The sequence below is a fragment of the Vibrio sp. J2-4 genome (assembly GCF_021728155.1).
In the GTDB taxonomy this organism is placed as follows: Bacteria; Pseudomonadota; Gammaproteobacteria; order Enterobacterales; family Vibrionaceae; genus Vibrio; species Vibrio diabolicus.
Window position 1 is genome coordinate 18,516 of the sequence record NZ_JAKKCN010000005.1, and the last position, 22,398, is coordinate 40,913.

General features: G+C 45.3%; 20 protein-coding genes. 11 read left to right on the forward strand and 9 right to left on the reverse strand.

Translation table 11 applies throughout. The features are described from left to right. Position 1 precedes the first annotated feature (1 nt). The 8 genes from L3V32_RS17355 to L3V32_RS17390 all read left to right on the forward strand — a co-directional run bounded on the left by L3V32_RS17355 (position 2) and on the right by L3V32_RS17390 (position 6,401). On the forward strand, positions 2–832 hold the full coding sequence (locus L3V32_RS17355; RefSeq protein WP_114323508.1) for a DUF4198 domain-containing protein: 831 nt from the start codon (positions 2–4) through the stop codon (positions 830–832). A gap of 42 nt (positions 833–874) precedes the next feature. Beyond that, complete coding sequence (locus L3V32_RS17360; protein WP_046873904.1) at positions 875–1,195, forward strand: hypothetical protein; 321 nt, start codon at positions 875–877, stop codon at positions 1,193–1,195. Next, the gene (locus tag L3V32_RS17365) at positions 1,192–1,746 is read left to right on the forward strand and encodes a DUF6162 family protein (RefSeq protein ID WP_237284787.1); all 555 of its coding nucleotides are present in this window, start codon (positions 1,192–1,194) and stop codon (positions 1,744–1,746) included. Before L3V32_RS17360 ends, L3V32_RS17365 begins: the two co-directional genes overlap by 4 nt. 22 nt (positions 1,747–1,768) lie before the next feature. Continuing rightward, positions 1,769–2,695 (forward strand): metal ABC transporter solute-binding protein, Zn/Mn family, encoded by a 927-nt coding sequence (locus L3V32_RS17370; RefSeq protein ID WP_170901992.1) that lies wholly within the window; start codon positions 1,769–1,771, stop codon positions 2,693–2,695. Then, entirely contained in the window at positions 2,695–3,423 is a 729-nt protein-coding gene (locus L3V32_RS17375; protein WP_053807975.1) for a metal ABC transporter ATP-binding protein, read from the forward strand. The genes L3V32_RS17370 and L3V32_RS17375 overlap by 1 nt, the downstream gene beginning before the upstream one ends. After that, complete coding sequence (locus L3V32_RS17380) at positions 3,423–4,298, forward strand: metal ABC transporter permease (RefSeq protein ID WP_005393560.1); 876 nt, start codon at positions 3,423–3,425, stop codon at positions 4,296–4,298. Before L3V32_RS17375 ends, L3V32_RS17380 begins: the two co-directional genes overlap by 1 nt. Before the next feature lie 22 nt (positions 4,299–4,320). Then, complete coding sequence (locus L3V32_RS17385; RefSeq protein ID WP_237284788.1) at positions 4,321–5,190, forward strand: metal ABC transporter solute-binding protein, Zn/Mn family; 870 nt, start codon at positions 4,321–4,323, stop codon at positions 5,188–5,190. A gap of 215 nt (positions 5,191–5,405) precedes the next feature. Continuing rightward, complete coding sequence (locus tag L3V32_RS17390; RefSeq protein WP_006741232.1) at positions 5,406–6,401, forward strand: porin; 996 nt, start codon at positions 5,406–5,408, stop codon at positions 6,399–6,401. Positions 6,402–6,616: 215 nt separating this feature from the next. Here the strand turns inward: L3V32_RS17390 and L3V32_RS17395 are convergent, their stop codons facing one another. From L3V32_RS17395 to speA, 4 genes are all read right to left on the reverse strand, one after another. Then, positions 6,617–8,782 carry a S9 family peptidase gene (locus tag L3V32_RS17395; RefSeq protein ID WP_237284789.1) on the reverse strand — a complete coding sequence of 722 codons (2,166 nt, stop codon included), beginning with the start codon at positions 8,780–8,782 and terminating at the stop codon, positions 6,617–6,619. Positions 8,783–9,089: 307 nt separating this feature from the next. Continuing rightward, a complete protein-coding gene (emrD, locus tag L3V32_RS17400) occupies positions 9,090–10,295 on the reverse strand; it encodes a multidrug efflux MFS transporter EmrD (protein WP_005393574.1) in 1,206 nt (401 codons plus the stop codon). A gap of 411 nt (positions 10,296–10,706) precedes the next feature. Next, positions 10,707–11,627 (reverse strand): agmatinase, encoded by a 921-nt coding sequence (speB, locus tag L3V32_RS17405; protein WP_237284790.1) that lies wholly within the window; start codon positions 11,625–11,627, stop codon positions 10,707–10,709. Between the two features lies 1 nt (position 11,628). Beyond that, positions 11,629–13,539: an arginine decarboxylase gene (speA, locus tag L3V32_RS17410; protein ID WP_161444533.1), complete on the reverse strand. Its 1,911-nt coding sequence runs from the start codon at positions 13,537–13,539 to the stop codon at positions 11,629–11,631. Between the two features lie 323 nt (positions 13,540–13,862). Here speA and L3V32_RS17415 point away from each other — a divergent pair, with 323 nt between their 5' ends. After that, on the forward strand, positions 13,863–14,588 hold the full coding sequence (locus tag L3V32_RS17415) for an MBL fold metallo-hydrolase (RefSeq protein WP_046873896.1): 726 nt from the start codon (positions 13,863–13,865) through the stop codon (positions 14,586–14,588). A 66-nt stretch (positions 14,589–14,654) separates the two neighbouring features. Here the strand turns inward: L3V32_RS17415 and L3V32_RS17420 are convergent, their stop codons facing one another. From L3V32_RS17420 to L3V32_RS17435, 4 genes are all read right to left on the reverse strand, one after another. Then, positions 14,655–15,083, reverse strand: a complete 429-nt coding sequence (locus L3V32_RS17420) for a RimK/LysX family protein (protein WP_005393584.1) — start codon at positions 15,081–15,083, stop codon at positions 14,655–14,657. Between the two features lie 62 nt (positions 15,084–15,145). Beyond that, positions 15,146–16,051, reverse strand: a complete 906-nt coding sequence (gene rimK, locus L3V32_RS17425) for a 30S ribosomal protein S6--L-glutamate ligase (RefSeq protein ID WP_005393586.1) — start codon at positions 16,049–16,051, stop codon at positions 15,146–15,148. Positions 16,052–16,352: 301 nt separating this feature from the next. Next, positions 16,353–17,261, reverse strand: coding sequence for a LysR family transcriptional regulator (locus L3V32_RS17430; protein ID WP_237284791.1), 909 nt, complete (start codon positions 17,259–17,261; stop codon positions 16,353–16,355). A 529-nt stretch (positions 17,262–17,790) separates the two neighbouring features. After that, the gene (locus tag L3V32_RS17435) at positions 17,791–18,036 is read right to left on the reverse strand and encodes a hypothetical protein (RefSeq protein WP_237284792.1); all 246 of its coding nucleotides are present in this window, start codon (positions 18,034–18,036) and stop codon (positions 17,791–17,793) included. A gap of 167 nt (positions 18,037–18,203) precedes the next feature. On the opposite strand from L3V32_RS17435, the gene L3V32_RS17440 reads away from it, so the two are divergent. Further along, positions 18,204–19,070 carry an AraC family transcriptional regulator gene (locus tag L3V32_RS17440; protein WP_085344215.1) on the forward strand — a complete coding sequence of 289 codons (867 nt, stop codon included), beginning with the start codon at positions 18,204–18,206 and terminating at the stop codon, positions 19,068–19,070. Between the two features lie 632 nt (positions 19,071–19,702). On the opposite strand, the gene L3V32_RS17445 is transcribed toward L3V32_RS17440, so the two are convergent. Beyond that, positions 19,703–20,041 carry a YggL family protein gene (locus tag L3V32_RS17445; RefSeq protein ID WP_005393599.1) on the reverse strand — a complete coding sequence of 113 codons (339 nt, stop codon included), beginning with the start codon at positions 20,039–20,041 and terminating at the stop codon, positions 19,703–19,705. Between the two features lie 266 nt (positions 20,042–20,307). Between L3V32_RS17445 and L3V32_RS17450 the strand changes: the two genes are divergently transcribed. Beyond that, complete coding sequence (locus L3V32_RS17450; RefSeq protein ID WP_237284793.1) at positions 20,308–22,344, forward strand: PhoX family phosphatase; 2,037 nt, start codon at positions 20,308–20,310, stop codon at positions 22,342–22,344. Positions 22,345–22,398: the final 54 nt, after the last annotated feature.

The window sequence follows — 22,398 nt, forward strand, 5'->3', positions numbered from 1 at the left end:
AATGAAAACCAAAATCAAAGCAGTGGCATTGGCGAGTGTAATGGCAATGGGATTAGCTGCAACAACCACCGCACAAGCGCATCCACGTTGGGTTCTGCCTTCTCACTTTACGGTTTCAAAAGAAGGCGGTGACTGGCTGACATTTGATGTTACTGCTTCTCACGGAACGTTTGTTTTTGACAAGCCTGCGGGTAGTGACCAAGCGTTCGTGGTGATGCCGGATGGCCGTTCTGAGCGTCCTAACTTTGTTGTTCGTGGCAAACGTCGTTCTATGTTTGATTTCTTTTTTACGGAAGAAGGTACGCACAAAGTCGCGATCAATAATCAGCCGAGTTACTACACCCAATACAAAGCGGGTCGTCGTGATACGGTGAAGTGGGCGCGAGCAAACAAAGCTGAGCGTGGTGATGTGCTTCCCGAGCAAGCACGTGATGTGGTTACTCAACTAAGCTACACCCGAGCAGAAAGCTACATTACGGTTGGTATGCCAACGGACAAAGCGTTGGAGATTGAAGGCAAAATGCTGGAGATGAAACCGATCACGCATCCATCGGACATCATTGAAGGTGAACCAGTCACTTTCCAGTTTTTCTTCAATGGTGAGCCACAAGAGGGCGTCACAGCGGAGATCACACGTGAAGGCACCATGTATCGAAACCATCAAGAACAAATCGATGTGGTGAGTGATAAAGATGGCAAAGTGATCTTCACGCCAGAGGTCGCAGGGCGCTACTTAATGAAAGCGAACTACAAAGGTGAATTAAAAGATAATCCATTGGCGGATAAAGCGAGTGCCAATGTTCACCTTACGTTTGAAACTCAACTTAACTAATCGAATTGGGCTCAGCAATCGCTGGGCCATTTTGGAATCATCATGAATAACACTTCTCTTCTCAAAGCTGCTTTGCTTTTTTCTGGATTTGCTTCTTTTCACGCTGCTGCACACTTCCCTCTGATGAGTTGTCACTTGGCGCAAGATAAAGTGATTTGTGAAGCGGGCTACTCGGATGGATCGACAGCGGTCGACTACGATGTCGAAATGTACGATTACGACGACAATCTGATCGCCAAAGAAAAAACAGATAAGCGTTCCATCGCAGAATTTACTCACCCTGAAACAGATTTCTATTTGGTATTTGATGCCGGACATGAAAGCCCGGTGGAAGTGGATATCGTTGAGCTGAAAGAGAAATGAGTGTACAGAAAGTTCGCCCTGATGATGGTAACCGAGAAGGAAAGTGGGTCGTACTGACAATCGCAGCGATTCTCAGTTCAGCAGCCATACTTATGCCCTACCATCAGGTCGCGACTGAAAAGCCAGACATACAGGCTCATCAAGTTTTAATCACGGACTTACATCAAAACGAGTTGGGTTTGATAGCTGAACTTAAGCTTGCTCATGAAGAGATTCGTGATTTGCAGCTAGAAACTGGAACTTGGCCTGAGGTCTCTGACATGGAGGCGCTTTGGGTTGCTCCATTCGTAAAAGACCAAAATTGGAAGCGCAAAGGGTCTCATCAGTGGAAACGAATCGATGACGGAGTCTACATTGGCATGAAGAAAAATGCCCAAGGTTCTGCCTCTATGCTTCTGGATAGCCGTGGCTCTCAAGCTGATATTTGGTTTAGTGATTCTAGCCGATCGTTAAATGCGGAGGTACTAAGCGATCTAGCAAAACGCCGCCAGCATGGCTGGCAACAAATCGTTCTGTCAGATTCCTCTTCTTCCCATTCTCACGCCCATTAAGACAACATAATTGATAAGTACTATGCTCAAACGCTCTCTTTTACGTCGTATTCTTACAGCCACCGTGTTATTGACGGTGTCTTCTACAGGCTTTGCTGCCGATAAACTCAGTATTGGTATTACGCTTCAACCTTATTACAGCTATGTCAAAGCTGTTGTTGATGACAAGGCGAACATCATTCCTCTGGTCGATGCTGGTTTTAACCCTCATAATTATTTACCGCAACCCAATGATCTTAAACGTTTGAATGAAATGGATGCGATAGTGATCAATGGTATTGGTCATGACGATTTTGCACTGAAAGTGATCAAAGCCTCTCAGCGTGATGATCTCGTGGTTATCGAAGCGAACAAAGAAGTGCCTCTGTTACCGGCGATGGGGCAGTCAGTTGGTCAAGGTGCAGTGAACCCTCACACCTTTGTTGGTCTATCGACCACTATTCAAAAGGTTTACACCATCGCGAGTGAGCTAAGTAAACTGGACCCAGACAACGCTACTTTTTATCGCCAAAATGCTCGTAAATATGCGAAAACTTTCCGCCTGATGAAGCGTGATGCAATGTTGTCTCTTGGTGAGTTGGACACGGCTGGTATGAAGGTGGCGACAACCCACAATGCTTACGGATATATCCTTCAGGAGTTTGGTGTTGACGTTGCCGCTGTCATTGAGCCTGCTCATGGTGTTGAACCAAGTGCCAGTCAGTTGCAGGAAACGATTGAGAAAATTCGTGAATCGGGTATTGATGTGCTGTTTTATGAGCTCAATATGCCGAACCGTTTTGTTGATACCATCGAAGAGGCGACAGGGGTGCAGCTTTATCGCTTTTCCCACATGACTCACGGTGAGTATGAGGCTGATAAAGTCGAGGTTGAGATGCGAGATAATGTGGAAACACTAATCGAAGCCATGAAATTTGTGGCGAGTAAGCGAGCAGGGGAAAAGGCGTAATGACTGGACCTTCCGTTTCCTTAAGTAACGTGGGCCTAAAATACGCCGACAATATCATTTTGCAGAACATCAGCGCTGAATTCGAGAGCGCGAAATGCCACGTTATCATGGGGCCGAATGGTGGTGGGAAAACCTCTTTGCTTCGTTCGATACTTGGGCTAACACCATTTTCGGGAAACATTGCACTCAATTGGCCAGAGCAATCAGCTGCATCGGGTAAGATAGGATATGTACCACAAAAGGCGATGTTCGAGGCAAGCCTCCCGTTAACCGTGATGGATTTTGTGCTGCTTAATCAAACCCGTATCCCTCTATTTTGGCGACGTAAAACAAAGCAAACTCAACATGCTCTGGCCCAGCTTGATCGTGTGGGCATGGCAACGCGTTGCGATCGTCGTATGGGGCAACTCTCTGGCGGAGAGCAACAGCGTGTTTTGTTTGCGCAAGCTTTACTGGATGAGCCCAATTTATTGGTTTTAGATGAACCTACAACTGGCATGGATGAGCAAGGTGTTCGATATCTTGAAGGTTTGATTCATGAAGTCGTTGGAGAAGGCAAAACGGTACTGGCAGTACACCATGACGTGACCGCAGTGCGCCGTTTAGATGCGCAGGTCCATGTTGTAAATCGTCAAATTGTGGCGTCAGGGCACCATTCAGATGTGCTAAGTCCTGATCGTATAGAAACATTATTCAAGCACTACACAGCAAAAGTGGAGGCTGCATAATGGATTGGTTACGAGAGTTAGCGGTTAGCGGCGTTGAAGCTGGATGGTTAAGCGATAGCTTTTCTTATGCCTTTATGGTGAACGCAATTGTGGCAGCGCTGATATTAGGACCGTTACTTGGTGGTCTTGGGACATTAGTCATCGCCAAGCGACTGGCTTTTTTCTCTGAAGCGGTTGGGCACGCTGCGCTTACCGGAATCGCGATTGGTGTGTTGCTCGGTGAGCCGCCAGAGAATCCGATCATCGGATTGTTTAGCTTTTGTATGATTTTTGCGCTGTTGCTTCACTTTGTTCGTAATCGTACGAATGTACCTTACGACACACTGGTTGGGGTTTTTCTTGCGCTAGCGTTAGCGGTTGGTGCTGCGCTGTTAATGTACGTTGCTCGTAAGATCAACATTCACATGTTGGAGAACGTGTTGTTTGGCTCGATCTTGACTGTGACGGACAACGATATCCTTATTTTAGCGATCAGTTGTTTGATCATATTACTGCTTCTTATTCCAACGTTTAACCGCATTTTGCTGACTTGTATTAGCCCGGATATTGCACGTGTACGCGGCTTTAATACCAGCTTTTATGATTACTTATTTGTCATGATGATCACCTTGGTCACCATCGCCGCGGTAAAGATTATTGGCGCGGTATTGGTTGGTGCATTGCTACTGATTCCTGGTGCAACGGCTAGGTTATTGACTAAACGCATGGGCAGTTTCGTTCTCCTTTCTTCTTTATTGGCAACCATTGCGTGTTTAGTCGGAACCATACTGCCGATGGAGCTTGAGCTACCAGTGCCATCAGGCGCATCCATCATCATTGTTTCTGCGGCATTTTTCCTAACAGCAACGGTTTACCGAATTATCCAAAAAGCGTAACCCTTTTTATAAAGTAATGAACATGAAGATAAAAAAATTAGCGATAACTTTTGGTTTGGTTATAGCGACGACATTTCCATCGTTGGCAAGCGCCAAAGACATTTTAACCAGCACTCCCGTCACGTACATGTTGTCTGAGCAACTCATGAAAGGTACAGGGATAGGGACTCAGTATCTGCCTCCAAAGCGTTACGGCGTTGAGCGTCTTGAGAACTGGTTCGCAAATAAAGGTACAGAGCAAGTTAAGCAAGCGGGTCAAGCCGCGACGGTTGCTATTACTCTTGGTGCGATTTGGAAACAAGACCCGACTTATGTTTACGCTCGACAGGGCAACATTCACTTGATTGAAATCGATGCATCGCAGGCCATTTCTCCTAGAGCTCAAGGAGTTGCAGTACTGACATTGGAAAACGGGTCAACATCGAAGTACGCGTGGCTGAACCCTACAAACTTAATCCGAATGGCGGGCATTGTTGGAGAGGATCTACAACGTGTATATCCTGAACACCAAAAGGCGATTCAAACGAATCAACAGGCTCTTATGCTCAATGTGCGTGAACTGATCAACCAACAACAGGCAGAGATCTTTGATAAAGGCATCGATTCAGTGGTACTGATGAGTGAGTCACTAGAGGACTTTGCCTCTGGCAACCAATTGTTTGTGGTTGGGCGCGAATTTAAGCCAGAACTCGAGTGGACAGAAGAAGACAAATTATCTTTAAAAGCTCAGTTTGAACAAGATAAAACGCTATGGTTAGTGACGGATAAACGACCGTCGAAAACCTTGACATCGCTTATTAAACCGAGTCGTATACTGCAAATTGATGTTATTGACCGCTGGGGCAGTAAGGGTATCAAAACTGAGAAGCCACTCGCACGTTGGGAGATGTGACACGTAAAAAGCCACAGATTTTATGATGGGGAATGAAAAGTTCCCTATTTTTTTGTGACTTAGTTCAAAACGTGAGCATTAATACCACTGGTTGCATAAGAAAGTGTTTGTTTCATTTCTATTTCATTACTACTTTGTTATGTGTTCGTTGCGATTGATTCGGATTTAATCTGTCTCTAAGCGAACCGGTACAAACAACTATACGGATGTTAACAATGAAAATGAAAACTCTAGCCGTTGCAGTGGCGGCACTAGCATGTGGTTCACAGGCCTTCGCAGCAGAAGTTTATAACAGCGATGGTACATCTTTATCGATCGGCGGTCACGTTTCAGTTGGCGTGGGTGAGTACTACGAGGAAGATGTGAAAGTTCATCAAGTGTCTCCACGTATTAACGTCGCGGGTAAGAAAGACATTGGCAACGGTATCACTATCGACGCTAAAGGCGAATGGGCGCTTAACTACCTAAATGGTGGTGAACAGTCATTCAAAACTCGTCTAGGTTACATCGGTGCAACTCACGAGCAGTACGGTCGCCTTGTTGCAGGTACTCAATGGTCACCTTACTACGATGTCGCTGGTGTTGCGGATCTACCAATCGCGTTTGCGAACGACTTTTTGTACGACAACCACGGCAACCTAGGCTCAGCTCGTGCTGATAAAATGCTTAGCTACCGTAAAGGTTTTGAATTTGGTGAAGGCTTTGCTTTCAACCTAGGTCTAGGTTGGCAAGGTGAGCAAACTTCAGATGCAACAACATACGAGCAACGTGGTCAAGTTGCACTGAGCGGTTCTGTAGCTGGCTTTGGCCTAGGCTACGTATACAGCGGCGGTGATGTTAAAAACGCGACTCTAGGTACTAAGAACGCTGAATCACACCTATTCTCTGTAAACTACGGTCAGTACGGTTCAGGTCTATACGCAGCAGTAGTATACGGTATGAACGATTACTTCTACGAGATGCGTAAAGAGACTTCTCAAATTGAAGCTCTTTTGGCATACGGCGTGAACGATTGGACATTCAGCGTTAACTACGAAGGCGTAGAAGACGAAGAAGACAACAAGACAGTTTCAAGCGAAACTGCGCTACAAGCAGAGTACGCTGTAACTCCTGCTTTCGTAACGTTTGCTGCTTACCAGTTTGACCTAGGTAACGATTACACTAGCGAAGAGAACGACTACTGGACTCTAGGTGCTCGTTACTACTTCTAATAAATAGGCCAGTTTCTACTGCCTAAACACATTTATTGTGTTAACGCCTACTCGTTGTGAGTAGGCGTTTTTCTTTCTGCTTTCCGTTGGCTATAAGAGACACTGGTAATGATGTGCTTAGGTACCCCAACTCTCTGTTTAGAGAGCGCGTCTATAAAAAATGCCCGCAAGTTGCGGGCATTTTTGTTGTTAGAGATGCAGTTCAATTGAAACGATTATTTTTTATCGAGTAAATCGAGGAAGAACGCATACTCTAGCGCATCTTCTTTTAAGCGTTTAAATCGACCAGATGCGCCGCCGTGTCCGGCTTCCATATCGGTTTTGAACAACAAGACGTTATCGTCTGTCTTCATTTCACGAAGTTTGGCGACCCACTTCATTGGCTCAAAGTACTGCACTTGAGAGTCGTGCAAGCCAGTCGTTACCAACATGTTCGGGTAGTTTTGTGCCTTGATGTTGTCGTAAGGCGAGTAACTCAACATATAGTCATAGTATGTTTTGTTATTTGGGTTACCCCATTCATCATATTCATTGGTGGTCAATGGAATTGATTCATCGAGCATAGTGGTTACCACGTCCACAAACGGAACATGAGCGCCGATACCGCGATACAGTTCTGGTGCTTGGTTGATGACAGCCCCCATTAAGAGACCACCTGCAGAGCCACCAACAGCGAAGACTTTATCTTTCGCGCCATAGCCTTGTTCAACCAAACCTTTAGTCACATCAATAAAGTCGTTGAATGTGTTTTGCTTGGTGAGTTTTTTACCATCTTCATACCAAGGACGGCCAAGCATTTCAGATCCACGGATATGAGCGATGGCGTAAACAAAGCCGCGGTCTAATAGACTCAAACGTGTCGAGCGGAAAGTTGGCTCAATGGTTGCGCCATAAGATCCATAACCGTATTGGTAAAGCGGATTTGTACCATCTTTCTTAAACAAGTCCTTACGATACACCAGTGACACAGGGACCTCTTTTCCATCACGTGCTTTGATCATGATGCGCTCTGATTGGTAGTTATCCGCATCAAAGTCACCCAATACAGGTGTCTGCTTCATGATTTCAGATTCGCCCGTTTTCAGATCGAAGTCGTAGTAGGTTCCTGGAGTAGTCAAGCTACTGTAGTAAATGCGAACTTTTTTGTTATCCAGTTCGAAGTTGCCTGTTAAGTATGCCGCGAACGCATCGTCATTAAATGTGAGTGGGAATTCTTTTCCTGTTGAAAGCTGACGCACAGTGACGCTCGCTAGGCCGTTAGAGCGCTGCTCATAGACGAGGTGATCATCGAATAGCTCGAAGTCGACAAGTTGAGTGTTGTCATCTGCGGCAATCACGTCTTGCCACTTAGAGCGATCGTGCATCTCTTCTTGCTTAACTTTCATCAAACGGAAGTTCACGGCTTGATAGTTGGTATAAATGTAATACCAATCGCCTAGCTTAGAAATGCTGTATTCAATGCCATTTTCACGAGGATAAAAAGGCTTCGCCTTTGCTTTAGGGTTGTTCGCATCGATGATGGAGACGCCGCTGGTTTCTGTACTGGAATGCCAGATATAAATATCTTCGCCATCTTTGCTTTTGCTTAGTGAGGTGTAATAGGCGCTGTCGGTTTCTTCAAAAATCAACTCATCGCTGCTTTGTGGCGTGCCTAAAACATGACGATACACTTGGTAGCCCAGCAAGGTCTGTGGATCTTTTTTGATGTAGTAAAAGGCGTTGTTATCGTTCTGCCATGCAATCGCGCTTGAGGCGCCTTCGATTTCATCTTGTAGGTAATTGCCTGTTTTCAGGTCTTTGATCTTAAGAGTGTAAACGCGGCGGCTTAATGTATCTTCGCCATACGCTAGTAAGTTTTCATTCGGACTAACGTACAAGCCGCCAATGCTGAAGAACTCATGTTCTTTTGCAAGTTCATTGACATCTAAAATGACTTGCTTGTCTTTGCCTGCAAAGTCTTTAGCTCGAAGGTGAACTTCGTATTCGTTATCTCCGGTCACTTCACTTGAGTAGAAGTAGTTGCCTTTACGCACAGGAACGGAGTTGTCGTCTTTTGCTATACGACCTTTAATTTCTTCAAATAGCTCATTTTGAAGAGCTTCAGTGTGCTTGAGAACGGTTTCCGCATACTGATTTTCTTGCTCTAGGTGCTGCAAAATTTCCGGATCTTTACGCTCGTCGTCACGCATCCAGTAGTAGTTATCAACGCGAGTATCACCATGAGTAGTCATCGCGTGAGGGACTTTCTTCGCAACCGGAGCTTGAGTTTGTTGAGCAACGATCTGTGATTGGGAGTATTGAGTCATGCTGGGGGTTCCTTGATTGCTGCATCCGGCGACAAGCGCAACCGAGACGGCCAACGTAGTTAAAGTGAAACGCATCTGTTTTTATCCTTATTGTACACCCAAGTGGCCTCATCCTGAGGGCTGGGCTTTCATTTCGTTAGTGGTTTTCAGTTGTCCATTCTTTGTTATGGGGTGTGCCGAAAAAGTGAGAATTCTCAATATTTCCGAGTTGGCTACTCAATTTGAAGGGAGCTGAAAACACATTGTGTAAGCAGCTGTTATTTTTAACAAATATCAATTCGAAAGTTAAATCATTCTCATCGGTAAATCGATATAGTGTGATATGAAAAAGGGACACACTAGTTTAGTGTGTCCCTTTTGGATTTTGAACGTTAGTCGATAATCAGATGACTTGCGGCACTTCGTTTGAGTGGTTGTGCGCTCGATTTACCCACATGAGCCCAAGCATTGCAATTACCGACATTGCCATCATCAAAACACCTAGTGGCATCTGGTTATGCGCTGGAAATAGTGATGCAAGCAAGGTCGCAATACCTGCTCCCAAGTTTTGCATGCCACCCAATGTCGCGCCTGCTGTTCCTGCATGGTATGGGAATGGCGCAATTGCTCCGGTTGTTGCGGCTGGGAATAGGATACCCGCACCCAAAAAGTACACGGTTGCGCCACCAACCAGCGTTAACGCCGTGGTTAAACCAAACAAGCCAGGGATGAGCACAATAGCTGAACCAACAAAAATCGATACCAAGCCCACATTTAAAGCACGACGCTCAGAGCGACGCTGCGCGATGTAGCTAGATAAGCCGGCACCCACCAAGTAACCCGGGATCGGTAAGATAAACAGCAAACTTACCGTTGTTGCTGGTAATGCCAATACACCACCTAGCAATACCCCAGCTGCTGCCTCGAACACACCTACGCCAGCAAACGTCGCAACTAGGCAGATCAAAAAGCCTTGGAAGCGGCGGTCAGACAAAACGTGTTTGTAGCTTTTGGCTACTGGTTCGAACTTGCGTTTCTCTTTTGGTAGCGTCTCCATCATGCTGGTCATCATGGTAATCACCACTGCAATGCCAAACAGCGCTAAGAATAGGTAGCTAGAGCGCCAGCCAAACGCTTCGGTTAAGTAGCCGCCAAGTACGGGAGCCAACAATGGTGAGAAAATCACACACATGCTGATTAAGCTATTTGCTCTGTGTAGCTCAGAACCTTCAAAGCAGTCGCGAGTCAGAGTACGTGACATCGCACCACCGCAGCCAATACCTAAACCTTGGATGAAACTACCAATCAAGAACCATTCAAATTGGTGTGCAAAGAGCGCCACCAATGTACCTACGATGTAGATAAGTAGGCCTGCTATGATGATTGGCTTGCGACCTAAGCGGTCCGATAACGTACCGTACACGAATTGCGATAAGCCATATGGAATCAGGTAACAAGCCATCACAGCTTGAAGTGATGACGCAGACACCAAAAACTCACCCGCCATATGACCGATTGAAGGCACGTACATTGTTTGGGTCATTTGACCCACGGCAGTCAATATTGCGATTAAAAAGGTAAGTTTCGCTAATGGAAACGAAGCAGACATTTGCGTATCTCTCCAAAAAATTTAAGACGTAAAAACCCTTAGCGCTCTAATGCAGAGTGCCAACAGACTTTTGGTGTTACGGGGCTATTTGCGCGAGATATTAGTCTTTGCGTGTACAATTAGCAATCGAAAAGTGTGAAGTTGAGCAAGATAAAAATCTATAATATGCATTAGAAAAACTAATCTTAATTTGCATTCGGAAATAGGCTGCTTTTCTTTGTTGAATTACGTTAAATCTCTTATTTGTTGTGAATGTAAACCTACTTATAGGTCATTGGTTTTTATGGTTAAAATCGAGGGGAGAAGAATTGTTTTGGTTAGCCAGAGCAAGACATGGTTCGAACGAAGAAAAGACTGGAGAAGGCACCATGAATAAAAAGGGAGCCGAAGCTCCCTTAGAAATGATTATGTTTATTCTCGGCCAGATGCGTATGCGTAAAGCATTTCTAGCGCGATGGTTGCTCCCGCTAATGCGGTAACATCACTGTGGTCGTACGGAGGCGATACTTCTACAACATCCATACCCACAATATTCATACCGGCTAAGCCACGAATAATTTTCAGCGCTTTGTCTGAGTTCAAGCCACCACAAACGGGTGTACCTGTTCCCGGTGCGAAGGCTGGGTCCAAGCAGTCGATGTCAAAAGTAACATACACTGGCTTATCTGCGACGGTACGACGAATCTCTTCTAAGATCTCGTTCACCGACATGTCATTCGCTTGCATCGCATTAATCACATTAAAGCCGTGATCTTGCTGTTTGTATTCAGTACGAATACCGATTTGTACGGAGTTCTTCGCTGAGATCAAACCTTCTTTCGGCGCATGGTAGAACATTGTACCGTGGTCGTATGAACTGCCATTTGCGTAGGTATCCGTATGAGCATCAAAGTGAATCAGAGCCATTTGACCATGATGCTTCGCGTAGGCACGCAGGATAGGCAGTGTGATGAAGTGGTCACCGCCCAATCCCAACATGGTTTTACCGCTTTTTAGAATTTCACTGGTTGCCGCCTCTAGACGGTAAGTGAAATCTTCCGCATCACCGCAATCGAACACGAGGTCACCCGCGTCGATCACTTTCAGCTTATCCAATACGTTGAAGTCCCACGGGAACTTCTTACCTTCCCATGCCAAGTTGACTGAGGCACGGCGAATCGCATCTGGCCCCATGCGCGCGCCTGGACGACCAGATGTAGCCATGTCCAGAGGAACTCCTAGCACCACAACGTCTGCGTCTGCCAATACCGGATTACGAATGTACGGTAGACGTAAAAACGACATAGAGTTGGAGTAAAGCGAATAATCGGTTTTAGTAAACAAATCATTCATATCAGAAGTCCTCTAAATAGGTGTATCCCGCTAGACCTTGTTCTAGTTCTGCTAGGATTTGTGCTTGTTCATTGGCTTCAACTCGTTGGGAAACCAATTGTTTGTAATTGTCACGAATCGCATCCACGTCGATATGAACGTAGCGCATCATGTCTTCTACACTATCACCTTCATTGATGTAACTGATCTCAAATTGACCGTGTTCATCAACATTGACTACTGCACTGTGGGTGTCACCAAATAGGTTGTGCATGTCACCAAGGATTTCTTGGTATGCGCCTACTAGGAAAAAGCCCATTAGGTATGGTTTGTCTTTGCTCCAAGCTGGTACAGGTAGCGTGCTCTCGATGCCTTGACCATCAACGTAGTGATCGATCGCGCCATCAGAGTCACAGGTGATGTCCAACATTACCGCACGACGCTCTTCCGCATCGCCAAGGCCAGAAAGTGGTAGAACAGGGAACACCTGATCAATACCCCAAGCATCTGGTAGAGATTGGAAGAGAGAGAAGTTCACGAAGAACTTATCTGCAAGACGTTCGCTCAACTCGTCCAGAATCGGACGGTGGAAGCGATTTTTAGTGCTCATCTTGCGGCTTAGTTCGAAGTAAATGCGCAGTGACAGTTGCTCTGCCCACGCACGTTGCTCCAAGTTAAGCACGCCAGTTGCGAATTGAGAGTGTACCTCTGCCAAATCACTTTGGGTATCGTTGTAGATCTCAATTAACGCACGAGCGTCGGTACCATCTTGTAAGTTTTCCCAGTTTCGCCACATGTTTTGTAGTAAAAGTGGAGCATCTGCGCCAAGTTCATGCACTTCTTCCGGTTGGTATGTTTCTGTACCAATTACGTTAGAAATCAACACAGCGTGGTGCGCTGTCAGTGAACGACCGGATTCAGATATGATCACTGGCATCGGTTGTTCGTATTGCTGACACACGTCGCCCACTGTGTTGACGATATTACGTGCGTACTCTGCAAGGCCGTAGTTCATCGAGTTCGATGATTGGCTGCGTGTGCCGTCGTAGTCGACTGCCAAACCGCCGCCCACATCGAAGTATTCGATGTTTGCACCCAGTGCGCGCAGTTCGCAGTAGAAACGTGCAGACTCATTCACACCATTACGTACATCACGGATGTTTGCCATCTGTGAGCCAAGGTGGAAGTGAACCAGTTGCATCGCATCTAGGCTGCCTTCGCGTTTCAGACGTTCAATAACACTAAGCACTTGCGATGCAGACAAACCAAATTTCGATTTTTCACCGCCACTTGCTTGCCATTTCCCCGCGCCTTGAGAGGCGAGGCGAATGCGCAAACCAAGGCGCGGTTTTACGCCCAAGCTTTTCGCTTCTTCTAGCACCAGATCCAGCTCAGAAAGCTTCTCTAGTACGATGAATACCTTGTGGCCCAGCTTTTCACCGATCAGTGCAAGACGCACATACTCACGGTCTTTGTAGCCGTTACACACGATCACGGAGCTGCCTTGTTGAGCCAATGCAAGTACTGCCAACAATTCTGGCTTGCTACCCGCTTCAAGACCAAGCTGTTTGGTTTCTAGTTGAGCTTGGCTCGCTAGAATTTCATCCACCACTTCACGTTGTTGGTTTACTTTAATTGGGTACACCAACAGGTATTTGTTTGGATATTGGTATTCTTCAATTGCTTGGTTGAAAGCGTGGCAAATTCCATGCACACGTTGGTGCACGATTTGCGGGAAGCGCACTAATACAGGCAGATTTAACTGCTTCGCTTCTAGCTCATTTACAATGGCACTGAAAGGGATTTGATGTGCACGATCACTACGAGGTGATACGTAAACCTCGCCTTGGTCATCAATACCGTAGAAACCTTGGCTCCAGTAGTGAACGTTGTAGTCCGCGCGGATGCGGTCTAATTTAGTTGCTTTTTCCAACTCGATTCTCACAAAAATGTACTTAAGTCCTTAATTAATTAGAAGGAAAAGTACAAAAAAGCAAATCATGAGGCATTAACCTCATACCCTGACACGAACTCCGTGTGCGCGCATTAACGGATAAAAGTGCCGCTGAGTCTAATGATTAAAATCTATCATCTCGATTATGATTTCTTGTCGTGCGCTGATGTGAACATTTGTTTACCAGTGCGTCCATTCAGCTGTTATAGTTGGTCTGACCAGCATGGAAGCGGTCATGAAAAATCTCACTCAAATAAGGACATATTTTGCAGCTGCACAGAATTCAGGGATACATTCAGACCATGTATCTCGCCGAATATCCCGATAAATTAATGTTGCTTGATGGTGCAAGTCGAGCAGATATTCCTCACCTTAAAGATTTTATTGAACATCAACTCCATCGTCCTTTTTCTGACCTAAAGTTGGTCGTTGTAACTCACATGCATCCAGACCACGCTGGTGGCGCGCACAAACTGCGTGATTTAACTGGATGTAAGTTATTGGCCGCAAAGCGAGAGAGCCAATGGTATAGCGGTGTAGATGGTTGGCTAATGCATTTGACCGATTTGATGTTAGCGCGCTGGATGGCGAACCGGATGCGTAAACCAAAGCAAAACCTGTGGTATTCGCGCAAGTTAAAGCCCGATATCGAACTCATCGATGGTGAGTGTATTCCGGGGTTTGATGATTGGCAGGTACTAGAAACGCAGGGACATACCGATAGAGATTTGTCGGTTTATCATTCTGAACAAGATGTATTGTATGTGGCGGATTTGATGGTGCAGGTTAAGAAACACCTGATTGCGCCGTTTCCCATATTTCATCCAAACCAATATCGCCAATCATTAAAGCGTGTGTTTGAGATGAATCCGCAATGTTTGCTTTTGGCGCATGGGGGAGAGGTGACTTTTGATGAGAAAGCGTATCAGCACATTCTGCATACTGCGCCGACTAAGCCGATGACCCATTGGCGTGTTACAAAGGTCAAAGCGAAGGGCTTGTTGTTTGCGCTATTTAGCAGGAAGTAGACGAAGATAAAGCCAGACGAGTGATGCTCAACAAAGATGCTCGATCACTCATCTGAAGCTACGGGGTTAAGATGCCAATAAATGAGATTGGCTAGGGTCTACCAGCACTTTGTCTGCCATGCCCTGACGACCTAACAGCATCATGTAAGTCATTTTTTCACGGTTGGTCAATGTAATGTCGATTGGCCATTGTTTGTCACCCATGCGCAGCATGGTGGTGATAACGCAGCGATGCTCAAAGGTACCGTTTGAAGATTTAACTTTACGGTTTGCCTTTAGCTTCGCTGTGCAGCGAACCACTTGTTCTAAATGATAAACATCCGGGTGTAGATCGAATGCAACGTAAGACTGACCATCTTTTTCAAAGCAATCAATGTTATCTACATGCAATGAAGAGGTTTGCGCGCCCGTATCAATGCGCGCTTCAAGGTGAGTAATCCCTAACTCAGGTAAGCAAATAGCTTCGGCGTTCCCAATGATCATTTTCTGATTCATAGTGTCATCCTAGCGATGAGTAATACGAGAGCCTACTAAGCAGGCTCTCACTCAAACAATTATCAACCTTTACCACGAGTACGGTTTGCGTGTGGTTTTGCGTTTTTCTCAATAAAGTCGAAAATCATACCAGCAACGTCTTTTTCTGTAGCGAGCTCGATACCTTCAAGACCTGGTGAAGAATTCACTTCCATTACCACTGGGCCGTTTTTAGATTGAAGGATATCTACACCGCATAGGTTTAACCCCATGACTTTTGCCGCGTTAATCGCAGTAGCGCGTTCTTCTTTGCTTAGTCGCACTAACTGTGCAGAGCCGCCGCGATGTAAGTTAGAGCGGAACTCGCCTTCTTTCGCTTGGCGCTTCATCGCTGCAATCACTTTATTACCGACAACAAAGCAACGTATGTCTGCGCCTTTAGCTTCTTCGATGAACTCTTGCACCATGATGTTTGCTTTCAACCCCATGAATGCTTCGATCACGCTTTCTGCTGCTTTGTTGGTTTCAGCAAGCACAACACCGATGCCTTGAGTGCCTTCTAGTAATTTAATCACTAGAGGTGCGCCACCAACATTTTTGATCACGTCCTGAATGTTATCAGGGTGGTGAGCAAAGCCAGTGCGCGGCAAGCCGATGCCTTTACGCGATAACAGTTGCAACGAGCGTAATTTGTCACGAGAGCGGCTGATCGCGACCGATTCGTTGACACAAAATGTGCCCATCATTTCAAACTGACGTACAACCGCGGTACCGTAGAATGTGATGGATGCACCGATGCGAGGAATCACAGCGTCGTATTGTGGCAATTCTTCACCCTTATAGCGGATCTTAGGGTTGTTGCTCGTAATGTCCATATAACAGTGCAGAGTATCGATGACGTCTACTTGATGTCCACGCTCTTCACCTGCCTGTTTTAGGCGCATGGTTGAATATAAATTCTCATTACGAGAGAGAATAGCAATACGCATGGCAATTCCTTAGTAAGTCAGTACCAAATTAAAAATATAAGTATAGAGTATAGAATGCAGCAGGTATGTGATATTTAGGTGATATTACCTACTGACTTCAACGATTTAGATGTGTGGTTGGACAACCACTTCGTTAGAGGTGCGCACCTTAGGTTTTTTTCTCGCGAGAAGAAAACGAAAAAAACTCGTCGTTACGACAAAAATAATTTGTTGAATCATCGGACATTCTCAGCGTTGTAAGCCGGAAGTTGTCTGTGGACTTTTTTAAGCAAACGGATTACGACGAGTTTAAAACGCTAGGCTATTCTGTAGTTTGTTTTGAGTTTGTGATGACGTCCAATAACACATCTTTAATTGTTTGATAGCGCAGTGGCAGAACACGACTGCGTTTGCGAACTAAAAATAACTCTTCACACACGGTGTTTTTCAGTTGTGCGATGTGCAAGGTATCTTTTTGTGGGAAGTTGTCGACAGCACTTTGAGGCAGCACGGTGAAGCCGAGTCCTTTACTCACAGGTAGTAAAATTTGGCTTAATTGATTCACGTAGCCGGACAATGGTAAATCGCTCATCTTAATTTCTTGGAGCTCTTGTTCCGCGCATTGGTCAAAAAACAGCGTCATGTAGTGCTTGGCATCAGGATGGGCAATGACACCACAGTCGTGCAAGAGTTGTGGTGTTATCTGCCTTTCGCGGTATTGATTAGGTAGGACTAAGCACAACTGCTCCTTACCAATTCTTTCACTGTGAAATAAACCTTTGTGAGGAACATCAGTTACGATTCCAATATCAATGCTTCCTTCCGTTATTGCATTGAGAATCGAGTGATTGGGTGCGGCTTCTAAATGCAGCGATAAGCCTGAGTGCTGTTTTTGCTTTTCTAAAAGAGGGCCATACAGCATCAATGCCATTGCGCCAGAACAGGCCAGTTTACAGTGACCTGAAAATGCATCATCAAAACTGAGTTCTTCGAGCAACGCTTTCTCTCTTTCTTCTAACTCCAGCGCGTAGGCGTAAACAATCCGACCTTGCTCTGTTAATTCGAAGCTTTTGTTTTCACGTTTGATCAGCGCATGCTGACAACTTTGCTCTAACTTTTTGATATGTTGGCTGACACCAGGTTGGGTCATAAAAAGTTTTTCTGCCGTTTGTGTGAAATGACCGACTTCAATCAATGTCTTAAATGTATGTAACCAAACAGGATTAAGCATAATGTGAGATTTGCTGTGAGCTTGCTGAAAGACGTAGAGAAAATGATAGCACGGCACGAAATAAATCGACGCAAGAGAATCGGGTGCCTCGTGAATAATAAATACCAGACAAAATAAAACCCCGCCTGGTTTCCCAGACGGGGCTTATTCTCTTTCGCAGCAATCCGGCTACTATAGGTGCTCCCTGCATCTATCCTTGATTGTGGCTAAGTCCTTTAACCGAGTTCCTTGTTCATCGCCTTCCTAGCGGTGTCCATTCTTGCCTATCATCCTGACGGGCGAACTCTATCCTAGAGCTTAACTACATCCTTGCTGATAACTCATCCTAAGCTACCAAATCTTCATCCTGAAGATACCTAGTCCATTAGGTTTTTTTCCTGTTCCCGCCAACATCCTGTCGACACAATCAGTATTGATGTTTTGCTGATTACTCTCAATTAGCTAGGTAAAAAAACTTTGGCAGTGAATATTGTGTGAAATGGCATAAGTGATAGTTTTCAATTGCTTATATTTATTTTTCGATTTTGTCTTAGTCAATGATGGTCGTTTTGCTTACATTGCTTGTAAGAGATCTCGCACAAGGTATCGAGCAAATGTCCGAATTGGCGTCGTTTACATCCTGTTTAAGAATTTGCTCAAGATCACAACTCGATTTGTAGCCATAAAATTTGGCGATAGTGTCAGGTGGAATTTCCATTTCTTTGATGGCGAATGTTGCCCATTCATCACGTGTTTTGTGCAGGACTTGGCGTAGCTTGACAGTGAAGTGACTCATGAAAGCCTCCTTAGTTATCTTGTCTTTCAAGGCAACAATAAGGAGCGTGACGACACAAAGTTGATAGTATGCCGCTTAATATCAATACTATTTCGGCGTGATGAAGATTAAGCTGGCAATACTGATATTATTTGAGCGTGAAACAATACTATTTTGTGGAGTAGCCAATGGCACACATCGAAAAAGTACCGCAAAGACCAGGTTTTTCTTGGCGCTATCGTCGCATTGATGAGCCAGAAAAAGAGTACGATCTCCATTTTCACGATGATGTGTTTGAATTAGTCATCCATCGCCACTTCACTGGCAGTTTGCATATTGGTCATCACGAATTAGAAGTGACTCACAACCAAATGCTATTGATCGCGCCTGGTGTGCCTCATTCAATTCACTCCACATTGGTCGAAAGCAAGTGCGAGACTCATGTGATTTGGTTTAAGCGTGAGTGGATTGCCAATTTGATGTTCTATTGCGCAGAGCTTAGAAAGCTTGATCCGCTTTTAAAGGCGGCCAACAAAGGTGTAGTGTTTTCTGAGCGGACAGCTCAGCACGTTGTGGATCTTCTACATGAGCTCATGACGTTTCCTGCAATGGAGCAACTATCGAGATTTCTCCATGTTTTGTCTCTGATTGCTCACGACGAAGGGGCGAAAACACTGATGACTCACTCTTACTTATCGATGAGTGAACACGAATTACAGGAAAGAGAACGAGTGGCAAGTGTCAACGCGTATCTCGAACAGTACTTTGCAACTAAGGTGACGCTCGCAGACTTGGCGAACTACTTATCGCTGAGTGAAAGTGCGGTCACAAGATTGTTTCAAAAGCACTTTAAAGAGCCGTTTAGCCAACGCCTAATGAAATTGCGGATCAATCATGCCGCAGATTTGCTGCAATCAACGCCTTTGCCGATTGGAATTGTGTTTGAGAGAGTAGGGTATCGAAACCAAGCCCTGTTTAATCGTCACTTCAAAACGTATAAAGGGCTTACGCCACGCGAGTACCGCCAGCAATATCAGCAGCGAATCCAGCCTTAATTGGGTTGCACACAACTGCGATCACGAACGCGAAAAGAGTTGCTCGGTTGAAAGTGATGGGCAATTGATATCTTACTTGCAAAATTTTTCAGGAATCATTATTAAGATTCAGTGACAGATAATATAGGGAACTTGATTGCCATTTTTCTGTCATATCTGGTGAGTAAGTTAACCGTGTCAGAGAGATAATACGCCGTTTACTAGTCAAAGATGACTGCAAGAAATCGGTAATTATCATTATGTTGTGAAATTGGTCACGGTTAAATAATTGGTTCCCTTATAGATTGAAGGGGATTCGACCTTAGACAATAAGCTCCATAAGGAGCGTTACTTATATAAGATGAGGGATTTTACTATGAAAAAGACTAGAAGAGCTCAGCTACATCGTGTGCGTATTCAATACTGGAAAGACACGAAAGACGCACCAGCTAAAAAATCATAGTTAATGATACCTAAAGGCACGAGCTGGCAGTGGAACGCCGTTTCCCGCTGATTGCCAGCTCAAAAAACGCCACAATCACATTCACTCCGCACAACCTCCCAGCACTCTACTTTTACTATCACACACTTCCAAAAGTAAAAAAGCCAGTCCGGAGACCAGCTTTTTATTATTGTCAGTATGACTCTGTTACTTACAGGTAGTTTGCGTCAACCAAGTCGCCAGCTTTTGCGCTTTTCACTTCTGGACGTGCTTCTAACCATGCAATAACTTGTGCTTTTTGCTCTTCAGTAGCACTGCCGTAACGGTCAGTAGAGCATAGGAAGCCTTCAAACAGTTCTAGACCACCGCCGCCGAAGCAAAGGCCAAGCCCATCAATATAGTCGATAAAGTCATCAACGAATGCATCGTAACGGTCGAAGTCGTTGATGTCTGTTTCACAGCTGATCTCGAAACCTAGGATTGCGAACTCACCTAAGAACAGCTTTTTACGGATACGACGGCTCTTGTTATCGATCTTGTCTAATTTCATGATTATCTCTCGTAGATGATTTGAATTCGTACACCTTATACCTTCTATCACACTTTAGCCCAAGTAAAATCAGAATGAAGCGATACAGTTGGTGATTATGTGACCAAAACTTAATTGCTCAATTGGTAACGCTGCTGAGTTTGCTGCACTGCTGAAACACAAGTTTCATATGTTTTAAGCACTTTTGTCATTTTTCTTCTCCAAACTTCTTGCCGTTCAACTAATCACTTATTTATTAATTAAACTATAAGATCGGGAAAGTAAAAATGAGCAAGGAAACCTTTGACGCGACGCGTTATAACCAAAGTGAAAACAAACCATTTGAAGAAGTATTAGAAGCGAGCCTATCTCGACGCAGCATTCTAAAAGGTGGTTTAGGTATCAGTGCGATGACAGCGTTTGGTGCTTTCGGATTGGCTGGTTGTAATTCGTCTGACTCAGGAAGTACAGTAAGCAGTGGCTCGGGCGTATCTAAAGCCGTTCTTAACTTTGAATCTATCCCTGGCTCACTCACTGACGCCGTTTCAATTCCACAAGGCTACACCGCACAAGTATTGGTACCTTGGGGAACACCACTTAATGCACAAGGCAGCGCGTGGAAAAATGATGGCAGCAATACCAGCTCAGACCAACTTAACGCGTTGGGCATGCACCATGATGGCATGCACTTTTTCCCATTAAATGACAGTACGACCGACGGTCTGCTTTGCATCAACCACGAGTACATTGATACATCAGCACTGCATCCAAACGGTCCGACGGTTGAAAATGGCGTACGTACCATTGTAGATGAAGTGCGTAAAGAGATTAATGCGCACGGTGTGTCAGTGGTTCGCATTCAACTGGAGGACAACATGTGGAAGTTGGTTGATACCGATCCACTAAACCGCCGTTACACTGGTGCGACAGCAATGGACTTATCTGGCCCAGTCGCGCACACGTCACTAACCGTCACTCGTTTCTCGCCAGATGGCAGCCAAGCACGTGGTACGTTAAACAACTGTGGCAACGGCTACACGCCATGGGGCACTTACTTAACTTGTGAAGAGAACTGGCCAGGTTACTTTGTTAACGCCGGGACTCGTACAGAAGAACAAGATCGCATTGGTGTTGATGACCAAAGCACACGCTACTTGTGGGAAACACTTGCAGGAAATGCAGAAGAGCGTCTTGATGAGTTCTCTCGCTTTAATGTGGCTCCAACAGGAGCAAGTGCAATGGATGATTACCGTAATGAAGCCAATGGTCACGGTTACATCGTCGAAATTGACCCTTACACGCAAAACTCGCGTGCGAAGAAGCGTACTGCACTAGGTCGTTTCCGTCACGAAGGCTGTACTTTTGGTAAGCTTGAAGAAGGCAAACCAGTGGTATTCTACTCTGGTCACGACTCTCGCTTTGAGTACCTATACAAATTTGAATCTGCGGCAGCGTGGGATCCAGCAGATGCAAACTCGGAAAACCGCCTAGCGGCAGGCGATAAGTACATGGACGAAGGCACACTGTATGTTGCGCGTTTCAATGAAGACAGTACAGGTACTTGGTTGCCGTTGACTCTTGATAGCGTAACAAAATCTGGTGGTACGTTAGCGGATCACTTTAACTCATTGGCTGAAATTATCATTAATACGGCAGGCGCGGCTGACCTCGTTGGGGCAACTCCAATGGATCGCCCAGAGTGGTGTACGGTTGATCCATTCACAGGCTCGGTTTACTTAACATTGACGAATAATACGCGCCGTACTGATGAAACCAATCCTGCGAACCCACGTTTGAACAATAAGTTTGGTCACGTTATTCGTTGGGATGAAGGGGCTTCAGCTACAGACTTTACTTGGGATATCTTTGTCTTTGGTTCGCCAGCACATGGTGATGCAGATACTAACCGTTCTGGCCTGAATGAGCTAAACCAGTTTGCTAGCCCTGACGGATTAGCGTTTGATGGCCGTGGTATTTTGTGGATTCAGACCGATAACGGCGCAGATGAAGTTACGTCTTACACTAATGATCAAATGTTGGCCGTTGTGCCATCTAAGCTAACAGATGAGAATGGTGACCAAGCAGTGATTGGTGCGGATAACCAAGCGGAGCTTAAACGCTTCTTTGTTGGACCAAATGGTTGTGAAGTGACAGGCTTTACTATCAGCCCTGATTACAAATCATTGTTTGTGAATATTCAGCACCCAGGCAACTGGCCATACAGTGAAGATGCCGCCGAAGAAACGCCTGCTGGTGTTTCTGTGCGTCCACGAGCTGCGACGGTTGTCATTCGACGTGAAGACGGTGGAGAGATTGCAGTTTAATCTCTAAATGCATTAACACCTTAAAATTCAAGCCCTGCAAATGCAGGGCTTGAT